Source organism: Cytophagaceae bacterium, from assembly GCA_016722655.1.
GTDB lineage: Bacteria > Bacteroidota > Bacteroidia > Cytophagales > Spirosomataceae > Leadbetterella.
The window spans coordinates 924,087-943,970 of sequence record JADKIR010000004.1; the positions used below are offsets into that span (position 1 = coordinate 924,087).

A 19,884-nucleotide genomic window follows, 5' to 3' on the forward strand; every position below is an offset into this window, starting at 1 on the left:
TACAATAGGTATCGCAACCGATATAATATTTATTACCAATAAAGATTCCTTTTTCTTTTCCACAAAAAATCTAATTATGAGTTAGTAAAACTTTTGTTTCAACAACAAGTCTGTCTATATCAGAAGTGCTGGTTCCATCATAAATACCTCTAATATAGCCTTGATCGTCTATCAATAAAAACTTTTCTGAGTGGATAAAGGTTTCATCAATGTTCTCAATATTCTTATCGTATTCCGAAGCATCAGAAACAGGTAACTTGAACCCACCTATCGCCAGTTCATAAATGTACTTCTTGTCTCCGGTTAGTAAATCCCAATTTTTGTTTTTATACAAAAACTTATTCTTGTAGGCTTTCAAAATCTCTGCCTGGTCATATTTAGGATCCACAGATATTGATACGAATTTTACTGACTTATCTTTAAACTTTTCAGAAAGTCTATTAATATTTTTGTTGGTAACAGGACAAATTGTACCACACCGCGAAAAAAAGAAATTTACTACTTTGACTTGAGAGGAATCTTTATCAAAAACATACTTCTGACCATCCTGATTTTTAAGAATGAATTTTGGCACCTGATTGAAAACTGTGTCTCCTTTGACTATAATTACTTCTCCCATCTCATTGATTTTTGGAAAATAATAGGGTAAATCAAATTTATTTTTTCCAAAAAACTTAAGAAACAGGAAAACAAAAGCCGGAATACCCAAAGTTATTATGAGTATTCCGGCCTTAATATTTTTATTTGACATTAATTTCTAACTAAACCAATATAACCACCTTCAATAATTAATGCCACCAGAAGCCAAACCACAAAAAGTGCTGGTAAAATAATAGACCAAATCATGGTTTTAACTTCGTCTTTCAAGTGCATAAATGTACCCACTATATAATAGGCCTTTACTATTGTCATGATAATAAATATCAGGATTTTTGTCCATTTAAACGTATCAGCATCTAACCCAAATGCAACAGCAAATTCGAAAGCTGTAATGACTAGAAGAATCCAAAAAACCTTCCAAAGAGCTTTGGTCTGAGGTTTTTGTCTTTCATTATTAATGCTATGACTTTCCATTTTTATATCTTATTTTAAAAAATTATACCAAATAAAAGAATGTAAATACAAATACCCAAACCAAGTCAACGAAGTGCCAGTAAAGTCCTACTTTTTCAATCATTTCATAATGTCCTCTTTTTTCATAAACTCCATTTGAGGCATTATAAAAAACTACGATATTCAAAATAACCCCTGACAATACGTGAGTACCATGAAAACCAGTTATAAAAAAGAATAAGTCGGCAAAAGGTACAGGGCCATACTCATTTTTGGCAAGATTGGCTCCAAAAAACCTGGTTCCGTCAGCCAAAACTAAACCGTGCTCTGTTCCATGTATAAAATGTGACCACTCCCATGCCTGAGATCCAAGGAATGTAATTCCACCCAATATTGTCCACAACATCCATTTTTCAACATCAGCTTTGTCTCTTCTATGCCCGGCCTCTACTGCCAAAACCATAGTAACTGAGCTAAAAATCAATATAAAGGTCATGATTCCTACAAATACCAATGGCAGAGAAACTCCATGTAAAAATGGAACAGCTTCAAACACTTTTTCTGGAACCGGCCAGTATTTATATGATAATTCAAAAGTTTTATGAGTCATTTCGGGAACTATGTCCTTGAAACTCGGTGAACCAAACCTGATTAAACCATAAGAAATCAATAAAGCTGAAAATGTAAATGTATCGGACAATAAAAATATCCACATCATTATCTTTCCATAACCAACTTTAAGTGGTTGGGTACCTCCTTGCCAGGTTAAATGTTCAGGGTTTAAAGATGTTTTAGCAACTGCCATAAAAACAATTTTTTAAGATTTTGGACAAATATAAAAAAAATGATTTGGGAAAAACCCAAAATAATATTTCGAATTTAAATATTATCTAAAAAATAATAAAAACAAAAACAAATAAACCCAAAGAATATCAAGGAAATGCCAATAAGTGGCACATACTTCTATTTGGGTCATGTTTTTTGAATGCAAAGCTATTTTTATTGATGCAATAAATGAATACAACAATACGCCCAGGCCAGTAATCAAGTGAAAACCGTGAAGTCCGGTAAGAACATAATAAAACGATCCTGAAGGATTTCCTTTCAAAAATATTCCCTGGGATTGCAAATCAAGCCAACCTAAATATTGCATAACTAAAAAAAGTAGCCCAAACCCAAAGGTTAGAGAGATAAACATTTTTAGTTTTACAAAATCATCCTTTTTTGTTGCCAGATATGATAAATGCATAAAAACACTACTGAGTATTAATATACCCGTACTATAATAAAAAATCACAGGTATCTGAAATTCAACCCAATTTCCTTCTGCTCTTCTAACCAGATAAGCACTGGTAAATGCCGCAAAAAACATTATTATCGTCACAATAAACAGCCAAATGATAAACTTCCATTTGTTAACTGTTAAAATTGGTTTGGGCTCCTGCAGAGCTATATTTTTCATATTTTATCCATTAAATAAGCTATCTGCACTATTGGCAAATATAAAAATGACCCGAACATTAACCTCGTTGCTGCTTTTTTGCTTCTTTCACGCATCAAATGGAGCGTTTGAGCAGTAAAAAATATTCCGCAAACCATGGCTACAAATGCGGAGTTGATGCCAGTCATTCCAAGATAATAAGGCACCCAACATAAAGGCAGTAAAAATAAAGTATAAATCGTTATTTGAATAGCTGAATTTAAATCCTGACCGCCCTTTGATGGTAAAAGTTTAAATCCGGCTTTTTTATAATCATCATCTAAAACCCAGGCAATAGCCCAAAAATGCGGAAATTGCCAAAAAAATTGAATAGCGAACAATATCCCGGGCTCTAAACCAAAAGTGCCGGATGATGCTACCCATCCAATCATTGGAGGAAAAGCCCCGGGCAATGCTCCAACTGCTACAGCAATAGGCCCAACCCTTTTTAGTGGTGTATAAATAAACCCATAAAGAATCAAAGAAATCAAAGATAAAATGCCGGCTTTTATATTGAACCCAAATACTATTATTGACAAGCCGGAAATTCCAAAAATAAATGACACTAAAATCGCCTCATTTACACTAATCCTCCCATCTGGAAGAGGTCTGTGATAAGTACGACTCATCAATTTATCTAGCTCAATTTCTTTTATTTGGTTTATAATATTTGCTGAAGCTGTTATTAGAAATGCACCAATTGCAAAAAATACAAGCTTCAACCAGTCAATCTGATTTGCAGCCAAACTAAACCCTATACAGCTTGAGAATACCACAGTACTACTAAGCCTGAACTTTGTAAGCTCAAAAATAGCTTTCGCTTTTAAAAAATATGCAACACTAAAAGATTGCGATTCCATCAATTGTTTTTTGTGTTAAAAAGAAATAAGCTCACAAACTGTAAACTAATTATAATCACTGAGAGTGTTAGATGAAATGGCTGAATTAATGCAGGAAAACCTGCAAATGTCAAAACCAATCCAGAAAAAATAATTAATAGAACAGCAATTAGAGTATTTAAAGATACAAGCCTTGCAAAACGGTTAAAATTATTTTTAATTTTTATAAACAAAATACTTTGTATAAGTAAAATTGAAAAACCTAAACCAGAATGAAACCAAACTTTCCCTATTACATGATCAATCCATTGTTCTCTACCAGTCTCACCTAATGTTTTTTGTGCAATGTCAATTCCTTCTCTGATCTGCGTTCCAAATATTATCTGACCACAAGTAAGTAATATCCCAATTCCAACCAGAAAACTTAATTCTCTGTTTTTCTTCAAACCTTTTAAATGTCCTTTTTGCTGAAAAGAAAATAGTACTGCAAACAAAAGTAAACCAAGAATAATAATTGACAATAACATATGAACTGTAACCATCGTTGGATGCAGTTCCGATGAAACCACTTTTGCTCCTAACCAACCTTCAAAAAGAACCAAAACGAAAGCTGAAAAACTTAGATAGAAAATTACAGGTTTCGTTTTAAAATACGCTTTAAATGAGAAAAAAACAGATATTATTATAAATATTCCGGTTAATACCCCAAATAACCTGTTTATATATTCAATCCAGGTTTTAGTTGGATTAAAAATAATTTCTCCCTTTAGTTTTTCACCATAAATCTCAGCGTAATTTATAGGTAATTGTTCAACTGAGGTCGGTGGTATCCACAAACCAAAGCATTTGGGCCAGTCTGGGCAGCCCATACCTGAACCCGACGCCCTGACAAATCCGCCAACGAATATCAGACCGATTACAGTAACCACTGTTAAAAGACCAAACCTCCTAAACAAATTGGCCATTATATAAAAAGTACAACGGGTACTACCCCATTGTACATTTGTATTTTGTTAATTTTTAATCGTGAATTGAAGTATCAAACTTGATACCCTCGATTTCTTTTTCAGATTTAATCAATTCTGCCTCTTCAGGAAGATTTGATTCATGTGTTGCCGAAAAAGGAACATTTTGAGGAATAAAGTCATCAGAGGCCCCTGGTTTTGAATAATCATATGGCCACCTATAAACGGTAGGCAATTCTCCAGGCCAGTTGCCGTGAATTGGTTCAACCGGAGTAGTCCACTCGAGTGTATTTGATTTCCAAGGGTTTTCAGTTGCCTTTTTACCTTTGAAAATTGAATATACAAAGTTATAAATAAAAATACCCTGAGCCATAAATGTAAGAATAGCGGCAATTGTAATAACTGCGTTCAAATCAGCATATGAATTGAATGCGTCAAATCCCGACCATTGATAATAACGACGCGGGAAACCGGCAATTCCAATATAGTGCATCGGAAAGAATACAAAATATACCCCGGCAAAAGTAATCCAGAAGTGAATATAACCCAGCGTATTGTTCATCATACGGCCATACATTTTAGGAAACCAATGATAAACACCGGCAATCATACCAAAAAATGCAGCTGAACCCATCACAAGGTGAAAGTGTGCAACTACAAAATATGTATCATGTAGTTGAATATCCAAAGCACTGTTTCCAAGTATAATACCTGTCAATCCACCAGAAACAAAGAATGAAACCAAACCAATAGCAAAAAGCATTGCAGGGGTAAAAATGATATTTCCTTTCCAAAGAGTAGTAATATAGTTAAACCCTTTAACTGCGGAAGGAACGGCAATAATCAAAGTCAATAGCATAAATACTGATCCAAGAAATGGATTCATACCGGTCACAAACATATGGTGAGCCCAAACTATAAATGCAAGGAACATGATACCTGCCATTGAGAAAATCATGGCTTTGTAACCAAAAATTGGTTTTCTTGAGTTCGTAGCAATGATTTCGGAAGTCAAACCTAATGCTGGCAAAATTACAATATAAACCTCAGGGTGACCCAAAAACCAGAAAAGGTGCTGAAATAAAATAGGGCTTCCACCTTGATTAGGCAATGCCTGTCCATTGATATAAATATCAGACAAGAAGAAACTAGTACCAAAACTACGGTCAAAAATTAATAATAACGCAGCTGACAATAACACAGGGAATGACAAAATTCCCAAAATGGCTGTGAAAGTAAAGGCCCATATCGTCAATGGTAACTTATCCATCGACATGCCCTTGGTACGAAGATTAATTACAGTTGTAACGTAATTAATACCACCTAATAAGCTTGAAACGATAAACAATGCCATGGCTACTAACCAAAGTGTCATACCATCTCCGGAACCGGGATTAGCCTCTTTTAATGCACTTAAAGGCGGATAAATTACCCAGCTTCCTCCGGCAGGTCCACTCTTTAAAAACAAAGAAATGAACATTATCACACTGGAAGCAAAAAAGAACCAGTAAGAGAGCATATTCATAAAACCAGAAGCCATATCACGGGCACCAATCTGAAGCGGAATTAGAAAATTGGAAAATGTTCCGCTTAGTCCTGCAGTCAATACAAAGAACACCATAATAGTTCCATGCATAGTAACCAATGCAAGATAAAAATTTGGGTCAAGTTTCCCGGACTCATTTATCCAATCACCTAAAAATGGTCTCATCCAGGACATATCCAAATCAGGAAATCCTAATTGCAACCTGAAAATCAAAGACAATAATCCTCCGATTACAGCCCATACAATTCCGGAAATCAGATATTGTTTGGCAATAATTTTATGATCCTCAGAAAAAATATATTTTCTGATAAAACCTAATTCATGATGTTCGCCGTGGGCATGCTCATCATGAGTATGTACATTTTCTACTGATACAGCTGACATCTCTTTAATTATTTAATTACATTATTTGAATTACTTAAACTTGCATCGGCAACCACCTCAGCCACCTCTGTTTCTTCAACCGGAAGATATTTTTGAGCTTTTGCCTTTAAATTGGCGGGCACCAATTCCATCAATTTGGGATTCTCTGCCAAAAGAGTCTTTTGACTTCTCTTCCATTTTTCGTATTCAGCAGGTTCGTCAACAACCAGCAACAATTTCATTCCAAAATGAGACCTTCCACAAATCTCAGTGCATGCTATTTCGTAATTGAAATTTTCTTTACCCAGATCTTTTCTCATCTCATCAGTGGATTTTTCTGCAACAAACCAAAACTTTGTTGGCATTCCTGGCACAGCATCCATCTTTACTCTCATATGGGGAATAAATACACTATGAAGTACATCTCTGGCTCTAATTTTTAACAAAACCGGCTTCCCCTTTGGTATATGCAACTCTGATGAATTTGAAAAATCGTCAAATGATTTTTCATCAGCAAAATCAACACCCATAGGATTACCATTGGCATCATCCATTAATTTAAAATTATATCCCCCCAATTGATTGTCATCAACTCCGGGGTATCTAACAGACCATGCAAATTGCTTTCCCATAATCTCCACAACTTCCGCGTCCTGTGGGGCATCGGCTGTGATTTTTGTCCAAACTCTGAGGCCAGAAAATACTAAACCTGCCATAACAATCGCCGGAACCGAAGTCCAAATGATTTCCAGATTATTATTATGGGTATAAAATGAAACTTTCCGATCTTTCGAATATCGGTATCTATAGGCAAAAAAGAAAAGTACTGAATTAACCAATACAAAAGCAAGAGAAATTACTGACATCGAAACCCAAAACCAGAAGTCAGTTTGTTTGCCATGAATTGAGGAAGCTTCCGGAAGGAAATTCTCTTTTGCAGAAAAAAATGACCAGAAAACACCAATTAAACTTAGAATCCAAAAAACCAACAATGCCAGACCGTTAGCATTATTAAATTTTCCTGGTTTTCCAAGATAATCATCATTTTCTTCAGTCTTATTATCCTGAATTCCTTTTGCGATTGATAATGTTTTTGAAACGACCAAAAAGGTCAAAATCACAAAAACTATCGCCAAAATTGCAATTACAATTGTCATTTTACTTGTTTATTTAATCAATAAGGCCTAAAACTATAAAAAACGATTCAATTCACAAAGTCCTTTACTTTATTACACAATTAAATCCCTCTCTTTTGGAAAGGGATTTAAGAATCCGGAAAATTATTTCCAGAATTAAAGTCTTTGTTTCAAAATTTATATATCATGATGTAAACTTTCTTCAAGGAACGGATGATTTTTGGCAATCAAATTAGCTTTAGAAAGTTGATTCATAATAAAATAGATAAATAAAGATGCGAATGTAAGTGTAGTGCCGATTTCCATCAAACCTATCCCACCCTGGTCTTTAGCAATACCCGGCATATGCATTTGATAAAAATCAAACCAATGACCTATCAATATAGAAACAGTTGCCAATTTTAAAAAAGTCACATTTCTTTTTGAATCACGAGCCATCAAAATAAGAAACGGAAAAACAAAATTCAACACAATATTTATCATAAAAGGCCAAAAATATCTGCCACCATATCCACTTAACCTTTCCTGAAAGTAAATTGTTTCTTCCGGAAGATTGGCATAATAAATTAAAAGATACTGGCTAAACCAAACATAGGCCCAAAAAACTGAAAAACCAAACATCAATTTTCCCAAATCATGAATTGCACTGAAATTTACTGCTTTCAAATAACCATGGTCTTTTAACAATAAAATTGTTAGCATCATAGCTGCTATACCAGCAACATGCCATGACGCCAAATGATACCAGCCAAACATAGTTGAAAACCAATGTGTATCAATTGATAACGAAAAGTCCCAGGCAGCTGTTGAGGAGGTTACAGCAAAGAAAATAAGAAATAGTTTAGAATAATTACGGCTTTTGGTGTAATAAGCCAAATCATTATATTCATCCTCCAATAAAGAATTCTTGCGAATTTGTAGCCATAAATAATACCAAACTGCAAAATAGGCTATCATTCTTACCAGGAAAAATCCAAAATTTAAATACCATGATTTGCCCGCAATTATTTTATCGTAATTTTCACTGGCCGGATCCATGATTCCGTGATGTGTCCAGTGGAATATTGCGTTTCTTGATTCGGGATAAATAAATAAGGCCAACATAATTAATGCCGGTACAATGATAAAAGCTGGAAAAGCCTCAGGAACTCTTTTAAAAGAGGTGTACCACCCGGCTTTGGCTACATAGTTGTAGCTTAAGAAAAATACTCCTACTACAGAAATCCCAACAAAATACACGCTGTTCATCCAAAGATTGGCTATCAATCTTGAAAAAACCGTTGCACCATGATGGTCTCCTCCGTGAGCGTCTGCCCCATGTGCAGCCTCATGATGACCAAATTTTGCTACCAAAAAATAACCCAATATTACCAAAGCCACACCAATAATAGCGGAGATGACCAGCTTTCTTTTCGACGAAGATGAAAAATCAAATGTTTCGTCTAATGAAGGTATTTCGTGCTTGTGAGCCATTATTTTAAATTTTTCTTTTCTATTATTTTCAATAAATATTTTTAACCGCCAATCTGTAATCTTCCAACATAATGAGCTATTTTCCAACGTTCTATTGGAGTAACCTGAGCAGAATGTGGCCACATACGTCCTTTACCAAAGGTAATAACATGGTAAATATGTCCGGCAGATATACTTTTTAAAGCATCAGAGCTATAATTAGGAACACCTTTGTATTTGGCAGCGACTTTACCATCACCTGCACCTTTTTCACCATGACAATGCATACAGTTTCTTTCATACAGCACTTTACCTTCTTCTTCTACCGTCTCAGACCATTGAATAGGATTCTTAACATTTTGAGCAATTGCCAAATCATCTTTCCCAAAATCATAAACCAAAAGATCTTCCACTACGGTACCATCTTCCTGGGTAAATTTCGTATTAAAATTTCTTCTTGCAACTGTACCCTCCACCGGTTTACGCATATTAAGACCACCTGGGTTGATTGAATTGGAATTAATTTGGGTTAATGGCTCATAAGCTCTGGAGTTATACATATTGGGAGCAAACTCCCATCCTGTATCTTCATGTTTATTACAAGATACCAAACTTATTCCAGCAACAAAGCTGAAAACTAATATTATATATGACTTTCTGTTTTTCATTTTAAATGAATTAAACTATCAAATTTCTTTTACACTTACTTCTGAAGCCCCTGATTCTTTTAATATTGATTGTATTTCAGAATCACTTAAAGTATTCTTACTTAAATCAATTGCCATAGCAAATTTATCGTCAGTACTTCTAATGTCAAAAATCAAAGGTTTTGAAGTTGGACCTAAACCTTCCATAAAAAAGAATGTAAATGCCATACCAAATGCTGCTAATAAAACCGTAAGCTCAAATACAATAGGAATATTTGTTGGAAATGGAAAGAAGTTTTTACCTCCAATATTCATAGGCCAATCAATACCCATAGTCCAAAAAGTAAGTAAAAAAGCCAAAGTAGTACCTGTAATTCCAAATAAAAAGGCAGGAACACCCATTCTAGGTCTGTCATATCCTAAAACAGAATCAAGACCATGCACCGGATAAGGGCAAAATACTTCATGTATTTTCACTTTGCTTCCCCTGATTTTGCCGACAGCGTTTTTGACAACGTCCTCGTCATCAAAAATGCCTACAATATATTTTTTATTTGCCATTTTAAGAATTTTCGAATTTAATTTTTATTCAGTAAATCAATGGTTAGATGTTTTTTCCGATGAAGATTTTAAAACTGCCTTTACCTCTGCCATGTTTATAACAGGCAAAAATTTAGAGAATAAAAAGAATAATGTTCCAAACAACCCAAAAGAGAACATATAATCACCGATATCAGCCATTCGAGGGGTAAAATATGTCCAGCTTGAAGGTAAATAATCTCTATGAAGTGATGTCACAATGATTACAAATCTTTCAAACCACATACCTATGTTTACTACCACAGCAATAACAAATGAAACTACAATATTTTCTCTTAAACTTTTAAACCAGAATACCTGCGGCGACAAAACATTACATGTCATCATGGCAGCATAGGACCACCATAGAGGACCAGTTGCACGATTAAGAAATGCATATTTTTCATATTCCACACCTGAATAGGCTGCAATAAAAAATTCGGTAATATAAGCAACACCTACTATTGAACCAGTTAAAGTAATGATTTTATTCATTAAACTAATATGCTCAATTGTAATATAATCCTCAAGTTTGTAAACAACTCTTGTAATAAGCATTAGGTTTTGAACCATTGCAAATCCAGAGAAAATTGCACCTGCAACGAAATAAGGAGGAAAAATAGTGGTATGCCACCCTGGAATTACGGAAGTTGCAAAGTCAAAAGATACAATAGTATGTACCGAAAGAACAAGTGGAGTAGATAAACCTGCCAATATTAAGGAAACATCTTCATATCTGGCCCAGGTTTTGGCTCCTCCCGTCCAACCTAAAGACAAGGCTCCATAAATAGTTTTTCTGATACCTGTTGCTCTATCTCTGATTGTGGCAAGGTCAGGAATTAATCCAATAAACCAAAATAGCAAAGAAACTGAAAAATACGTTGATATTGCAAACACGTCCCAAACAAGCGGAGAGTTGAAGTTTACCCAGAGTGATCCGAAAGTATTTGGTAGTGGTAATGCCCATAATGCCAACCATGGACGACCCATGTGCATTACAATGAATGAGGCCGCACAAATAACCGCAAAAATTGTCATTGCTTCTGCAGCACGGTTAACAGATGTTCTCCACTTTTGACGAAAAAGCAAAAGTATGGCCGAAATCAATGTACCTGCATGACCTATACCCACCCACCAAACAAAGTTTGTGATGTCCCATGCCCAACCTACGGTTTTATTAAGACCCCATACACCCAGACCTTCCCACCATGTCCAAAGTACCCAACCAGTACCATAAAGAAGTACAAGGATAGAAATAGTTAAAGCTATTTTCCATTCTTTGGTAGGTTTGGCTTCTACATGTCTGCAAATATCTTCAGTAACATCGTGGTGAGTTTTTCCTCCGGTTACTAGATGTTCTCTAATTGGTGAAACTACTGACATAATTATATCCTAGAATTTTCAGGAACTTTATTTATTTAAAAATCTATTTTATAAAATCAATGAGCATGCTCTTCAGTGTGCTTAACAGATGCAACTGTATCAGAACTTTTCTGCTCATCTTTATTTCTAACTTTAGAAAGGTAACTAATTTGAGGTATCACGTTTAATTCTTCTAGTACATGATAAGCCCTACCCTCAGCTTCCTCAGTTAATAATTTTGAAATTTTGGTATTTGGATCCAACATATCTCCAAAAACAATTGCTCCGGTTGGACAAGATTGAGAACAAGCAGTTTCAATTTCGCCATCAAAAGGACGACGTTTCTCACTTTTTGCAGTAAGTTTACCAGCCTGAATCCTCTGAACACACATAGAGCATTTTTCAATAACCCCTCTTGATCTGATAGTTACATCAGGATTAAGAACCATTTTACCTAAATCATTATTCAGGTTATAATCAAAATTATCGTTTTCAAAATATTTGAACCAGTTAAATCTACGCACTTTATAAGGGCAGTTATTGGCACAATATCTCGTACCAACACAACGGTTATAAGTCATTTGATTTAAACCTTCCGAACTATGAGTGGTAGCTAAAACAGGACAAACAGTTTCGCATGGAGCATTTGAACAATGTTGACACATCATTGGTTGAAAAACAACCTCCGGATTTTCTGAAGCGATTTCCATTGCCTTGAATCCACCAACGCTATAGCCTTGCTCATGAGGAGCATCTGAGCTGTAATACCTGTCAATTCTTATCCAATGCATTTCTCTGGCTCTGGCAACTTCAACTTTCCCAACAACAGGAACGTTGTTTTCAGCTTGACAACTCACCAAACATGCAGAACAACCCGTACAAGTATTAAGGTCGATTACCATTCCCCAGCTGTGATTTTTCTTGGAATGACCATTCCACATGGAGATTGAGTATGGTCTTTGCAAACCTTCAGATGTACTGATTTTTGGTTCGTATCTGCCTGCTTTTACGTCTTTTACGTATTTACTAAGAATAGTCTCCTGTACTACTGCCTCACGACCCATATAGGTTTCGTGAGTTTGGGTTTGTGGCAAAGTATAACCACTTTTAGTTTTTTCAATTTTTACATCTCCCACCCACAGGTTAGAGGCTGAAGGAGCACCGGCAAGAAAACTTAAAACTTCGGTTCCTGTATTTCCTGCTTTGCCGGCAGATGTCCTGCCAAAACCCATTGCAATTGACACAGTATCATTGGCCTGACCAGGCTGAATAACCAAAGGAAGTTCTTTTGTCACTTTTCCCACAGTTACATTTACCCAATCTCCGGCAGTTAATCCCAAATCAGCTGCAGTTTTTTGAGATACAGAAGCAGTATTTTCCCAGGTAACTTTTGTGATAGGATCCGGAGTCTCCAATAACCATGGGTTATTGGCCTGAATTCCTGTTCCAACAGTTACACTTTCAAAAACCGAAAGTTCTATTCCTTTTCCTGATTTAAGAGAAGCCACAGCACCTGCAAGGTTACCAGTAAAATTGGCTCCAGAAACTACTGATAGTGGTGACTCTAAAACACCATCATGAAGTGCTTTGGTCCATGAAACTCCACCAAGAATATTGGCTTTCCAATTTGATTTCAGATAAGCATGAAAATCAGACGATTGGCCAGCCCATGTCAGTAAACTGGATTCAGCCTGACGAGAATTAAATATATTTGAAATACAAGGTTGTATCAAAGAATAAAATCCCGTTTTAGGATTTGCATCACCCCAGGATTCAAGAAAATGAGTACTTGTTGCTATAAATTTACAAAGTTTGGCAGTTTCAGTTTCAGTTTCAGAAATTGAAACACTCAACTTAGCTTTTTTCAAACCTTCAGCTATATCAGTACCCTTTAATGTATCATACACTGGATTAGCACCTAGGAAAATCACTGCATCAACGACACCGGATTTTAATTCAGAAGCAAATTGAGTCAACTGAGCATCACTTCCTTGACGATAGTTGACAGTAGTTCCAAAATCAATGGTATTTCCAACATTTCCAAGCAGGCTGTTGATACCATTTACAAGTGTCTGAACTGCAACATCATTTGAACCACTTACCACCAAACCTGCTCCTTTTGCGGCGGCAAGGTCTTTAGCACATTTATCCAAATACTGTGAATCAAACTTAGCTACAGAGAGTGCTGTACCGGCTCCAAGAATTCCAACTAGCTTATTAAAAAGGTTAGCCAAAAATAATCCTTCCTGAGATGGCTTAATAGCTCCTCTGTAATCTGCATTGGCTCCTGTTATTGTCATCCCGGTTTCGAACTGGTAATGACGTGACATCGACTTTTTACCACCTTTAGCACTACTTACTTTTCTACCTTCTGCCCAAAGAGCTGAGTATTCTATTGGACTAATCCAGGTTCCTAAGAAGTCACAATTAACACCAACTATTACATTGGCTTTATTGAAAAGAAAGGATGGAATTACAGCTTTTCCAAAACTTGAAGCATTGGCCTCTATTAAACCTGACGCTGAATTTGCATCATAGGTAATATGTTTTGTAGAAGGATATTTCTTTGCAAAATCAGCAATTACGGCTTTTGTGGTAGGCGATAAAATAGTATTAGATACAATTCTAACGTTTTGAGAAGTAGCTAAAGCGTTAGAAATATCTTTATCAAGCTCTTCCCAGGTTGTCTTTTTACCTTCTTTTTTAGGATCTTTTAATTTTTGAGAATCATAAAGTGAAAGAACAGAGGCATGTACCTGAGCATTGACACCACCTTTTGTAACTCCAGATAACTTATTACCTTCAATTTTTATAGGTCTTCCTTCTCTGGTTTTTACCAAAACACTGGCATAATTACCTCCTACATTGTAGGAAGATGCATAGTAATTAGGAATACCAGGCTCTACATCTTCAGGTTTATTTAAGTATGGAATTGATTTCCTAACCGGTGCATCACATGCCGCAAGCGAAACCGCAGCAACTCCAAAACCCAACATTTTAAGAAAATCTCTTCGATACGTTCCAGACTCCAAGCCTTCAAGATTAAACTCTCTTTCAGAATTCTTTACGAGTTCTATATCGTTTTTTAACTCTTCAACACCTTTCCAATACCTTTTATTAGTATTCTCCATGAGTTATTCTATATAAATGATTTTGTATTTCTTTAAATTAATAATGACATTTGGCACACTCAAGTCCACCAATGTCTTCAACTTTCATAGTTTCTTTGGAGGTCTTATTATGTGCTGTCAATATGGCATCATAATATGCATTCCCTTTTGCATTTACATCTGTTTTCCTATGGCAATCAATACACCAGCCCATAGTAAGGGTCGTACGTTGCTCTACAACTTCCATTTTGGCGATATCACCATGACAGTTGGCACAATCTAATCCAGCAACCTGGGTGTGTTGAGAGTGATTGAAGTATGCTAAATCCGGTAAATTGTGAACCCTAACCCATTCAACTGGCTGATTTTTTTCTATTGCCGCATATATTTTCTGAATCTCAGGAGATTCTTTTTTAATGGTATTGTGGCAGTTCATACAAATACTTGAAGAAGGAATGCCAGATTGTTTCCCTTTATAAACACCGGTATGACAATACGCACAATTGATAGCCATATCCCCCGCATGAAGCTTATGCGAGAAATTTATCGGTTGTTGAGGTGCATAACCCTGATGAACTCCTATCTTAAACATTCCATCTAAAGATGCCTTTGTGGCAAGAATTATAAATAACCATACTGCTGCTGTGCGAATGGTATTGTCAGAAGCCAGTCCTTTAAGATTAGCTTTCAGAGCATCCATAGGGCTCTTATATTCTTCGCCACCTTCCGGAGTGGAAAGACGGGTAAGGAGATTTAATACAGCCAAAAGAGCCACCAAAACCAAGGCCATAATGACAAGTAAAACTACCAATACAATATTGAAGAATTGACCTCCTCCGGTATCTTGTGCTTCAACTGCTGCTCCACCTTCGGCAGCTGGTGCGGCAACGGGAGCCGAATTAGCTTGTTTGATGTATGCCAAAATGTTTTTCACCTCAGCGTCACCAAATGCAGGGAAGGCTGTCATTTGAGTTTTGTTATATTTTTCATATAACTCAACGGCGTACTTGTCCCCACTTGAGATAACAGCGGCGGGATTGTTTATCCATGTTTTAATCCATGCAAAATCTCTCCTGTCTTCAATGCCTGACATACCAGGACCCACAATAACTGAGGCATCAGTAGCATGACATTGAGCACAATTATTCTTAAAAAGAGTTTCGCCTGCAGCAGCATCGCCATCTTGAGCCATAAGGCTCACCTGGAAGGAAGAAAATACGATGATGAAGGATAGTAATTTTTTCGAAATATTATTAATCATTTTAAAATATAATATTGCAATTTTTCAAGATGCAAAGCTAATGTAGGAATATTTTCTTTCAAAGTATGTATTATTATTTTTCTGACATAAAAATAAATTTAGAAAGATTTTAAATAACAATACAACTACCTAAAAATCAATTATTTGCAATAAAAAAATACCATCTGAAAGAACTATTTCCTAGTTTATTCAAATGGTATTAATTTAAGTTTTGGAACTTATTTTTTGGAGGTCCCGAGCGGATTCGAACCGCTGTACAAGCTTTTGCAGAGCTCTGCCTAGCCACTCGGCCACAGGACCTTTTTTTAAAAGGAATGCAAATTTACGACCAAATTAGCTTGCAGCCAAAAATAATTTTACAAAATATGGCTTCAAAATCACTTTTCATTTTTTTTGATTTTTTTAGAAAACTAATGTTTTTAAAGAATTTAATGATAATCCTGTAAATATCAAGTCCTTAAAAAAAATGATCACTCTTTTGAAGTGACCATTTTTTTAATAGAAATAATCTTTAGAATTAAGCTTCGTCGGCTTTTTTCTTAGGAGCTGATTTCTTTTTTGGAGAAGCTTCTTCGTTTTCCAATTGATCTTTCAAAGCAGCTAATGCTGAGATATCACCAAGTGTTGATTTTTCAGCTTCAGGCATTTTTGCTTTTTCTCCACCTTTAGCTGGTTTTTTCTTTTCAGACTTAGCGTCTTCTTTAGGAGCTTCCCAGGTTTTGGTATGTGAGAGTACGATTTTCTTCTCTTCTTTGTTAAATTCTATTACTTCGAAAGACAACCTTTCTCCGATTTCTGCCACGGTACCATCTTGCTTGCCAATGCCTTTTAATAAAGCCTGACCTTCGATACCATATGGAAGTTCAAGAGTAACTTGTTTGTCATTTTTGCCTACGATGGTACATTCATGAACAGTACCTGATTCGAACATAGACTCAAATGTATCCCAAGGATTTTCTTCAAGGTGTTTATGACTAAGAGCCAATCTGCGGTTTTCTACATCTAATTCCAGAACGATAACCTCAAGCTCATCACCGATTTTTACAAAATCAGATGGATGTTTGATTTTCTTGGTCCATGAAAGATCAGAAACGTGCACTAGCCCATCGATACCTTCTTCCAGTTCAAGGAACAAACCAAAGTTAGTAAGGTTTCTAACAGTTCCTTTGTGTTTGGTTCCGATTGCATATTTGGCTAAAAGATCTTGTTTTGTCCAAGGATCTTCGGTCAATTGTTTGATACCCAAGGACATTTTTCTTTCGTCTTTGTCAAGAGTCAATACAACTGCAGAGATATCGTCACCGATTTGCAAGAAATCTGATGGGTTTCTCAAGTGTTGTGACCATGACATTTCAGAAACGTGGATCAGACCTTCAACACCCGGTTTAAGTTCAAGGAATGCACCGTAGTCGGCGATGTTTACGATTTTACCACTTACTTTAGAACCTACTTCAAGGGTTTCGGCCAATGAATCCCAAGGATGGGCTTCAAGTTGCTTCATACCCAAAGAGATACGTTTTTTGTCATCATCAAAGTCAAGTACAACCACTTTGATTTTGTCGTCAAGGTTAAGTACTTCGTTTGGATGATTAACACGACCCCACGAAATATCTGTAATATGTAACAGACCGTCAACGCCACCAAGGTCAATGAATACACCGAAGTTGGTAATGTTTTTAACCACACCTTCCAATACCTGTCCTTTTTCAAGGTTAGTCAGGATCAATTGACGTTGTGATTCAAGGTCTTTTTCAATCAATATTTTATGTGAAACTACAACGTTGTCGTTAGTATGGTTGATTTTTACAACTTTTACCTCCATACGTTTTCCAACGAATACGTCGAAATCACGAATTGGTTTAACGTCGATTTGAGAACCTGGCAAGAAGGCTTCGATTCCATAGATGTCAACGATAAGACCACCTTTGGTACGACGCTTGATAAGGGCATCAACGATGATGTCGGTTTCAAGAGCAGCTTCGATTTTGGTCCAGGCTGTAAGGATTCTTGCTTTTTTGCGTGAAATAACTAGTTGCCCAAGTGAATCTTCTTGTTTTTCGATAAACACTTCAACTTTGTCACCTACTTTAAGATCAGGCAGATCACGGAATTCGGAACGAGACACGATACCATCAGATTTGAAGCCGATGTTTAACAACACCTCTCTGTCAGTGATACCAACGATAAGGGCATCAACTACGTCTTTTTCTTCGATAGCAGAGAAAGTTTCACCATAAACTTTTTCCAAATCAGCTTTTTCTGCAGCTGTATAACCGCCACCGATACCTTTTTTTGTTACTTTTTCCCAATCAAAATCGGGGAATGTATAATTTGCCATAAATAAATATAAGATGCTCATTATTACATCGATAGGCCGAGCTTTCCTATCGAAAAATGTTTAAAAAAATATTTTACCTTTGTAAAAGGAGTGCAAAGGTAGCCGAAATCAATTGAATTTCAAATATTTATAGAAAAAAAATGGGTGCTTTTTTCATTTAAGTTCAGAAAAACAAAAATGAAATTTAGGGTAGCAGTTTTAAGTATTTTTTTTTGAAAAGAATAATTGATGGATTTATGAATTAAAATTCATCCCGCAGAGCTAAATTCCTGTTGTTTTCGTTTGCCTAAAAAAGGCAACCAGTTTTCTTCCAAATGACCGGAACAATCTCTTACAAACATAACGAATGAGGGTTTAAATGGCTTTATTTTCAAAATCATCCCTGCTTCTTCAGGAGTGAGGTCTCCTTTTGTGGAATTACATTTTTTACAGGCAGTGACCAGATTTTCCCAGTGGGTTTTGCCTCCACGTGATTTTGGCATTACATGATCAAGTGTTAAATCGTGTTTACTCCCACAATAAATGCATGAATTATTGTCCCTTTTAAAAATATTGTGCCTGTTCATCACTACACTTTTATAGGGAACTGTCACATACTTGTTCAGTTTGATTATAGATGGCATAGGATAGGTGGATGAAACCGTCCTGAGCTTAAACATCTGGGATTCTGCAACGAGCTCGGCTTTTTTGAGATAAACCAGAAGAAAGGCTTTTGGTGCTGAGCAAATACTTATAGCACTGTAGTCTGCATTTAAAATTAAAACGTGCCGCCCCATATACAATTAGCTTTTGGTTTAATAATCTAATTGTCAGGCAATTTATCTAAAAAAAATTAAATAAGGAAGTACGAATTAAAAAATCACAAATTCTTGATTTTAGTCCAAACGGGATTTCTCTCTTTGCAAGTCTTTTTCTTTGATTGAATCACGTTTGTCAAATAGTTTTTTACCCTTTGCCAGGGCAATATCTAGTTTGGCCAAACCTTTTTCATTGATGTAAATACGGGTTGGAATAATGGTAAGACCTTTGTCTGTGAGTTTTGCTGTTAATTTTTTAATTTCCTTTTTTTGTAAAAGTAGTTTTCTCTCTCTTAATGGCTCATGGTTGTAATGCGTCCCGAATTCATATTTTGAAATATTAAGATTCTTAACCACCATTTCACCTTTATCGACAAGGCAGTAGGCGTCGGCCATACTTACTTTTCCTTCTCTGATTGATTTGATTTCGGTACCGGTCAATACCATACCTGCCGAATACACGTCTATGAAAAAGTACTCAAAAGAGGCTTTTTTATTTTTAATATCGGTATGTTTTTGAAATCTTGACATATTTGAATCTGAAAAATCAGGCTGCAAATGTACAAAAAAAATCCCCGCCTCAATGATAGTGACAGGGATTCCGACTTACGTGCTTTCCTAATAATCCATGTGATGGCCGTTAGGCCTAACGAAGGATTAAATCTTTATGAGTATATTCTCAAATATTTTTATTCATCTTATAAAAGTCAGCAAATTTAAATATTGAAAAACAATTTTCCAATCAAATCGCCTTTTTTTCACTTTTAGACTAAATCTGGCTTGTATTTGTAACCGTTTAATCAATTGCTCTGTATTGTCTATTCAGTTAGCTAAATCTGTGCCAAAACTATCATGTGATTTTTAAAAAAATAATTTCAAAAAAATATTATTTATTTTAAATATTGCTAATCAACCTTTTACAGATTGAAAGTTTTATTTAACGGAAAATTAATAAA

Annotated in this window: 17 protein-coding genes and 1 tRNA gene; all 18 read right to left on the bottom strand. The window is 35.7% G+C overall.

Annotated features, from left to right (window positions below):
* Window positions 1–70 precede the first annotated feature (70 nt).
* The 18 genes from IPP61_04655 to smpB all read right to left on the bottom strand — a co-directional run bounded on the left by IPP61_04655 (window position 71) and on the right by smpB (window position 19,459).
* Window positions 71–751, bottom strand: coding sequence for an SCO family protein (locus IPP61_04655; protein ID MBL0324460.1), 681 nt, complete (start codon window positions 749–751; stop codon window positions 71–73).
* A complete protein-coding gene (locus IPP61_04660) occupies window positions 751–1,074 on the bottom strand; it encodes a cytochrome C oxidase subunit IV family protein (protein ID MBL0324461.1) in 324 nt (107 codons plus the stop codon). The genes IPP61_04655 and IPP61_04660 overlap by 1 nt, the downstream gene beginning before the upstream one ends.
* Window positions 1,075–1,096: 22 nt before the next feature.
* Complete coding sequence (locus IPP61_04665) at window positions 1,097–1,858, bottom strand: cytochrome c oxidase subunit 3 (GenBank protein ID MBL0324462.1); 762 nt, start codon at window positions 1,856–1,858, stop codon at window positions 1,097–1,099.
* A gap of 81 nt (window positions 1,859–1,939) precedes the next feature.
* Entirely contained in the window at window positions 1,940–2,515 is a 576-nt protein-coding gene (locus tag IPP61_04670) for a cytochrome c oxidase subunit 3 (GenBank protein ID MBL0324463.1), read from the bottom strand.
* Window positions 2,512–3,393, bottom strand: coding sequence for a protoheme IX farnesyltransferase (cyoE, locus tag IPP61_04675; protein ID MBL0324464.1), 882 nt, complete (start codon window positions 3,391–3,393; stop codon window positions 2,512–2,514). The genes IPP61_04670 and cyoE overlap by 4 nt, the downstream gene beginning before the upstream one ends.
* The gene (locus IPP61_04680; protein ID MBL0324465.1) at window positions 3,393–4,337 is read right to left on the bottom strand and encodes a COX15/CtaA family protein; all 945 of its coding nucleotides are present in this window, start codon (window positions 4,335–4,337) and stop codon (window positions 3,393–3,395) included. The genes cyoE and IPP61_04680 overlap by 1 nt, the downstream gene beginning before the upstream one ends.
* A gap of 55 nt (window positions 4,338–4,392) precedes the next feature.
* Entirely contained in the window at window positions 4,393–6,267 is a 1,875-nt protein-coding gene (locus IPP61_04685; protein ID MBL0324466.1) for a cbb3-type cytochrome c oxidase subunit I, read from the bottom strand.
* Window positions 6,268–6,275: 8 nt separating this feature from the next.
* Complete coding sequence (locus tag IPP61_04690) at window positions 6,276–7,403, bottom strand: cytochrome c oxidase subunit II (GenBank protein ID MBL0324467.1); 1,128 nt, start codon at window positions 7,401–7,403, stop codon at window positions 6,276–6,278.
* 156 nt (window positions 7,404–7,559) lie between these two features.
* A complete protein-coding gene (locus tag IPP61_04695; GenBank protein ID MBL0324468.1) occupies window positions 7,560–8,855 on the bottom strand; it encodes a quinol:cytochrome C oxidoreductase in 1,296 nt (431 codons plus the stop codon).
* A 41-nt stretch (window positions 8,856–8,896) separates the two neighbouring features.
* On the bottom strand, window positions 8,897–9,502 hold the full coding sequence (locus IPP61_04700; GenBank protein ID MBL0324469.1) for a c-type cytochrome: 606 nt from the start codon (window positions 9,500–9,502) through the stop codon (window positions 8,897–8,899).
* 18 nt (window positions 9,503–9,520) lie between these two features.
* The gene (locus IPP61_04705) at window positions 9,521–10,042 is read right to left on the bottom strand and encodes a DUF3341 domain-containing protein (GenBank protein ID MBL0324470.1); all 522 of its coding nucleotides are present in this window, start codon (window positions 10,040–10,042) and stop codon (window positions 9,521–9,523) included.
* A gap of 36 nt (window positions 10,043–10,078) precedes the next feature.
* On the bottom strand, window positions 10,079–11,443 hold the full coding sequence (gene nrfD / locus IPP61_04710) for a polysulfide reductase NrfD (GenBank protein ID MBL0324471.1): 1,365 nt from the start codon (window positions 11,441–11,443) through the stop codon (window positions 10,079–10,081).
* A 56-nt stretch (window positions 11,444–11,499) separates the two neighbouring features.
* Complete coding sequence (locus IPP61_04715; GenBank protein MBL0324472.1) at window positions 11,500–14,553, bottom strand: TAT-variant-translocated molybdopterin oxidoreductase; 3,054 nt, start codon at window positions 14,551–14,553, stop codon at window positions 11,500–11,502.
* 37 nt (window positions 14,554–14,590) lie between these two features.
* Window positions 14,591–15,793: a c-type cytochrome gene (locus tag IPP61_04720; protein ID MBL0324473.1), complete on the bottom strand. Its 1,203-nt coding sequence runs from the start codon at window positions 15,791–15,793 to the stop codon at window positions 14,591–14,593.
* A gap of 226 nt (window positions 15,794–16,019) precedes the next feature.
* Window positions 16,020–16,093 (bottom strand) — tRNA-Cys (locus IPP61_04725).
* Between the two features lie 217 nt (window positions 16,094–16,310).
* On the bottom strand, window positions 16,311–18,131 hold the full coding sequence (rpsA, locus tag IPP61_04730) for a 30S ribosomal protein S1 (protein ID MBL0324474.1): 1,821 nt from the start codon (window positions 18,129–18,131) through the stop codon (window positions 16,311–16,313).
* A gap of 248 nt (window positions 18,132–18,379) precedes the next feature.
* Window positions 18,380–18,907: an HNH endonuclease gene (locus IPP61_04735; protein MBL0324475.1), complete on the bottom strand. Its 528-nt coding sequence runs from the start codon at window positions 18,905–18,907 to the stop codon at window positions 18,380–18,382.
* 99 nt (window positions 18,908–19,006) lie between these two features.
* The gene (gene smpB / locus IPP61_04740) at window positions 19,007–19,459 is read right to left on the bottom strand and encodes an SsrA-binding protein SmpB (protein ID MBL0324476.1); all 453 of its coding nucleotides are present in this window, start codon (window positions 19,457–19,459) and stop codon (window positions 19,007–19,009) included.
* Window positions 19,460–19,884: the final 425 nt, after the last annotated feature.

Bases quoted from the DNA above. Each gene is read 5' to 3' on its own strand.
- IPP61_04720 (MBL0324473.1), bottom strand. From the start codon at position 15,793: ATGATTAATAATATTTCGAAAAAATTACTATCCTTCATCATCGTATTT.
- smpB (MBL0324476.1), bottom strand. From the start codon at position 19,459: ATGTCAAGATTTCAAAAACATACCGATATTAAAAATAAAAAAGCCTCT.
- IPP61_04695 (MBL0324468.1), bottom strand. From the start codon at position 8,855: ATGGCTCACAAGCACGAAATACCTTCATTAGACGAAACATTTGATTTT.
- IPP61_04685 (MBL0324466.1), bottom strand. From the start codon at position 6,267: ATGTCAGCTGTATCAGTAGAAAATGTACATACTCATGATGAGCATGCC.
- IPP61_04680 (MBL0324465.1), bottom strand. From the start codon at position 4,337: ATGGCCAATTTGTTTAGGAGGTTTGGTCTTTTAACAGTGGTTACTGTA.
- rpsA (MBL0324474.1), bottom strand. From the start codon at position 18,131: ATGGCAAATTATACATTCCCCGATTTTGATTGGGAAAAAGTAACAAAA.
- IPP61_04670 (MBL0324463.1), bottom strand. From the start codon at position 2,515: ATGAAAAATATAGCTCTGCAGGAGCCCAAACCAATTTTAACAGTTAAC.
- cyoE (MBL0324464.1), bottom strand. From the start codon at position 3,393: ATGGAATCGCAATCTTTTAGTGTTGCATATTTTTTAAAAGCGAAAGCT.
- nrfD (MBL0324471.1), bottom strand. From the start codon at position 11,443: ATGTCAGTAGTTTCACCAATTAGAGAACATCTAGTAACCGGAGGAAAA.
- IPP61_04665 (MBL0324462.1), bottom strand. From the start codon at position 1,858: ATGGCAGTTGCTAAAACATCTTTAAACCCTGAACATTTAACCTGGCAA.
- IPP61_04735 (MBL0324475.1), bottom strand. From the start codon at position 18,907: ATGGGGCGGCACGTTTTAATTTTAAATGCAGACTACAGTGCTATAAGT.
- IPP61_04690 (MBL0324467.1), bottom strand. From the start codon at position 7,403: ATGACAATTGTAATTGCAATTTTGGCGATAGTTTTTGTGATTTTGACC.
- IPP61_04705 (MBL0324470.1), bottom strand. From the start codon at position 10,042: ATGGCAAATAAAAAATATATTGTAGGCATTTTTGATGACGAGGACGTT.
- IPP61_04660 (MBL0324461.1), bottom strand. From the start codon at position 1,074: ATGGAAAGTCATAGCATTAATAATGAAAGACAAAAACCTCAGACCAAA.
- IPP61_04700 (MBL0324469.1), bottom strand. From the start codon at position 9,502: ATGAAAAACAGAAAGTCATATATAATATTAGTTTTCAGCTTTGTTGCT.
- IPP61_04655 (MBL0324460.1), bottom strand. From the start codon at position 751: ATGTCAAATAAAAATATTAAGGCCGGAATACTCATAATAACTTTGGGT.
- IPP61_04715 (MBL0324472.1), bottom strand. From the start codon at position 14,553: ATGGAGAATACTAATAAAAGGTATTGGAAAGGTGTTGAAGAGTTAAAA.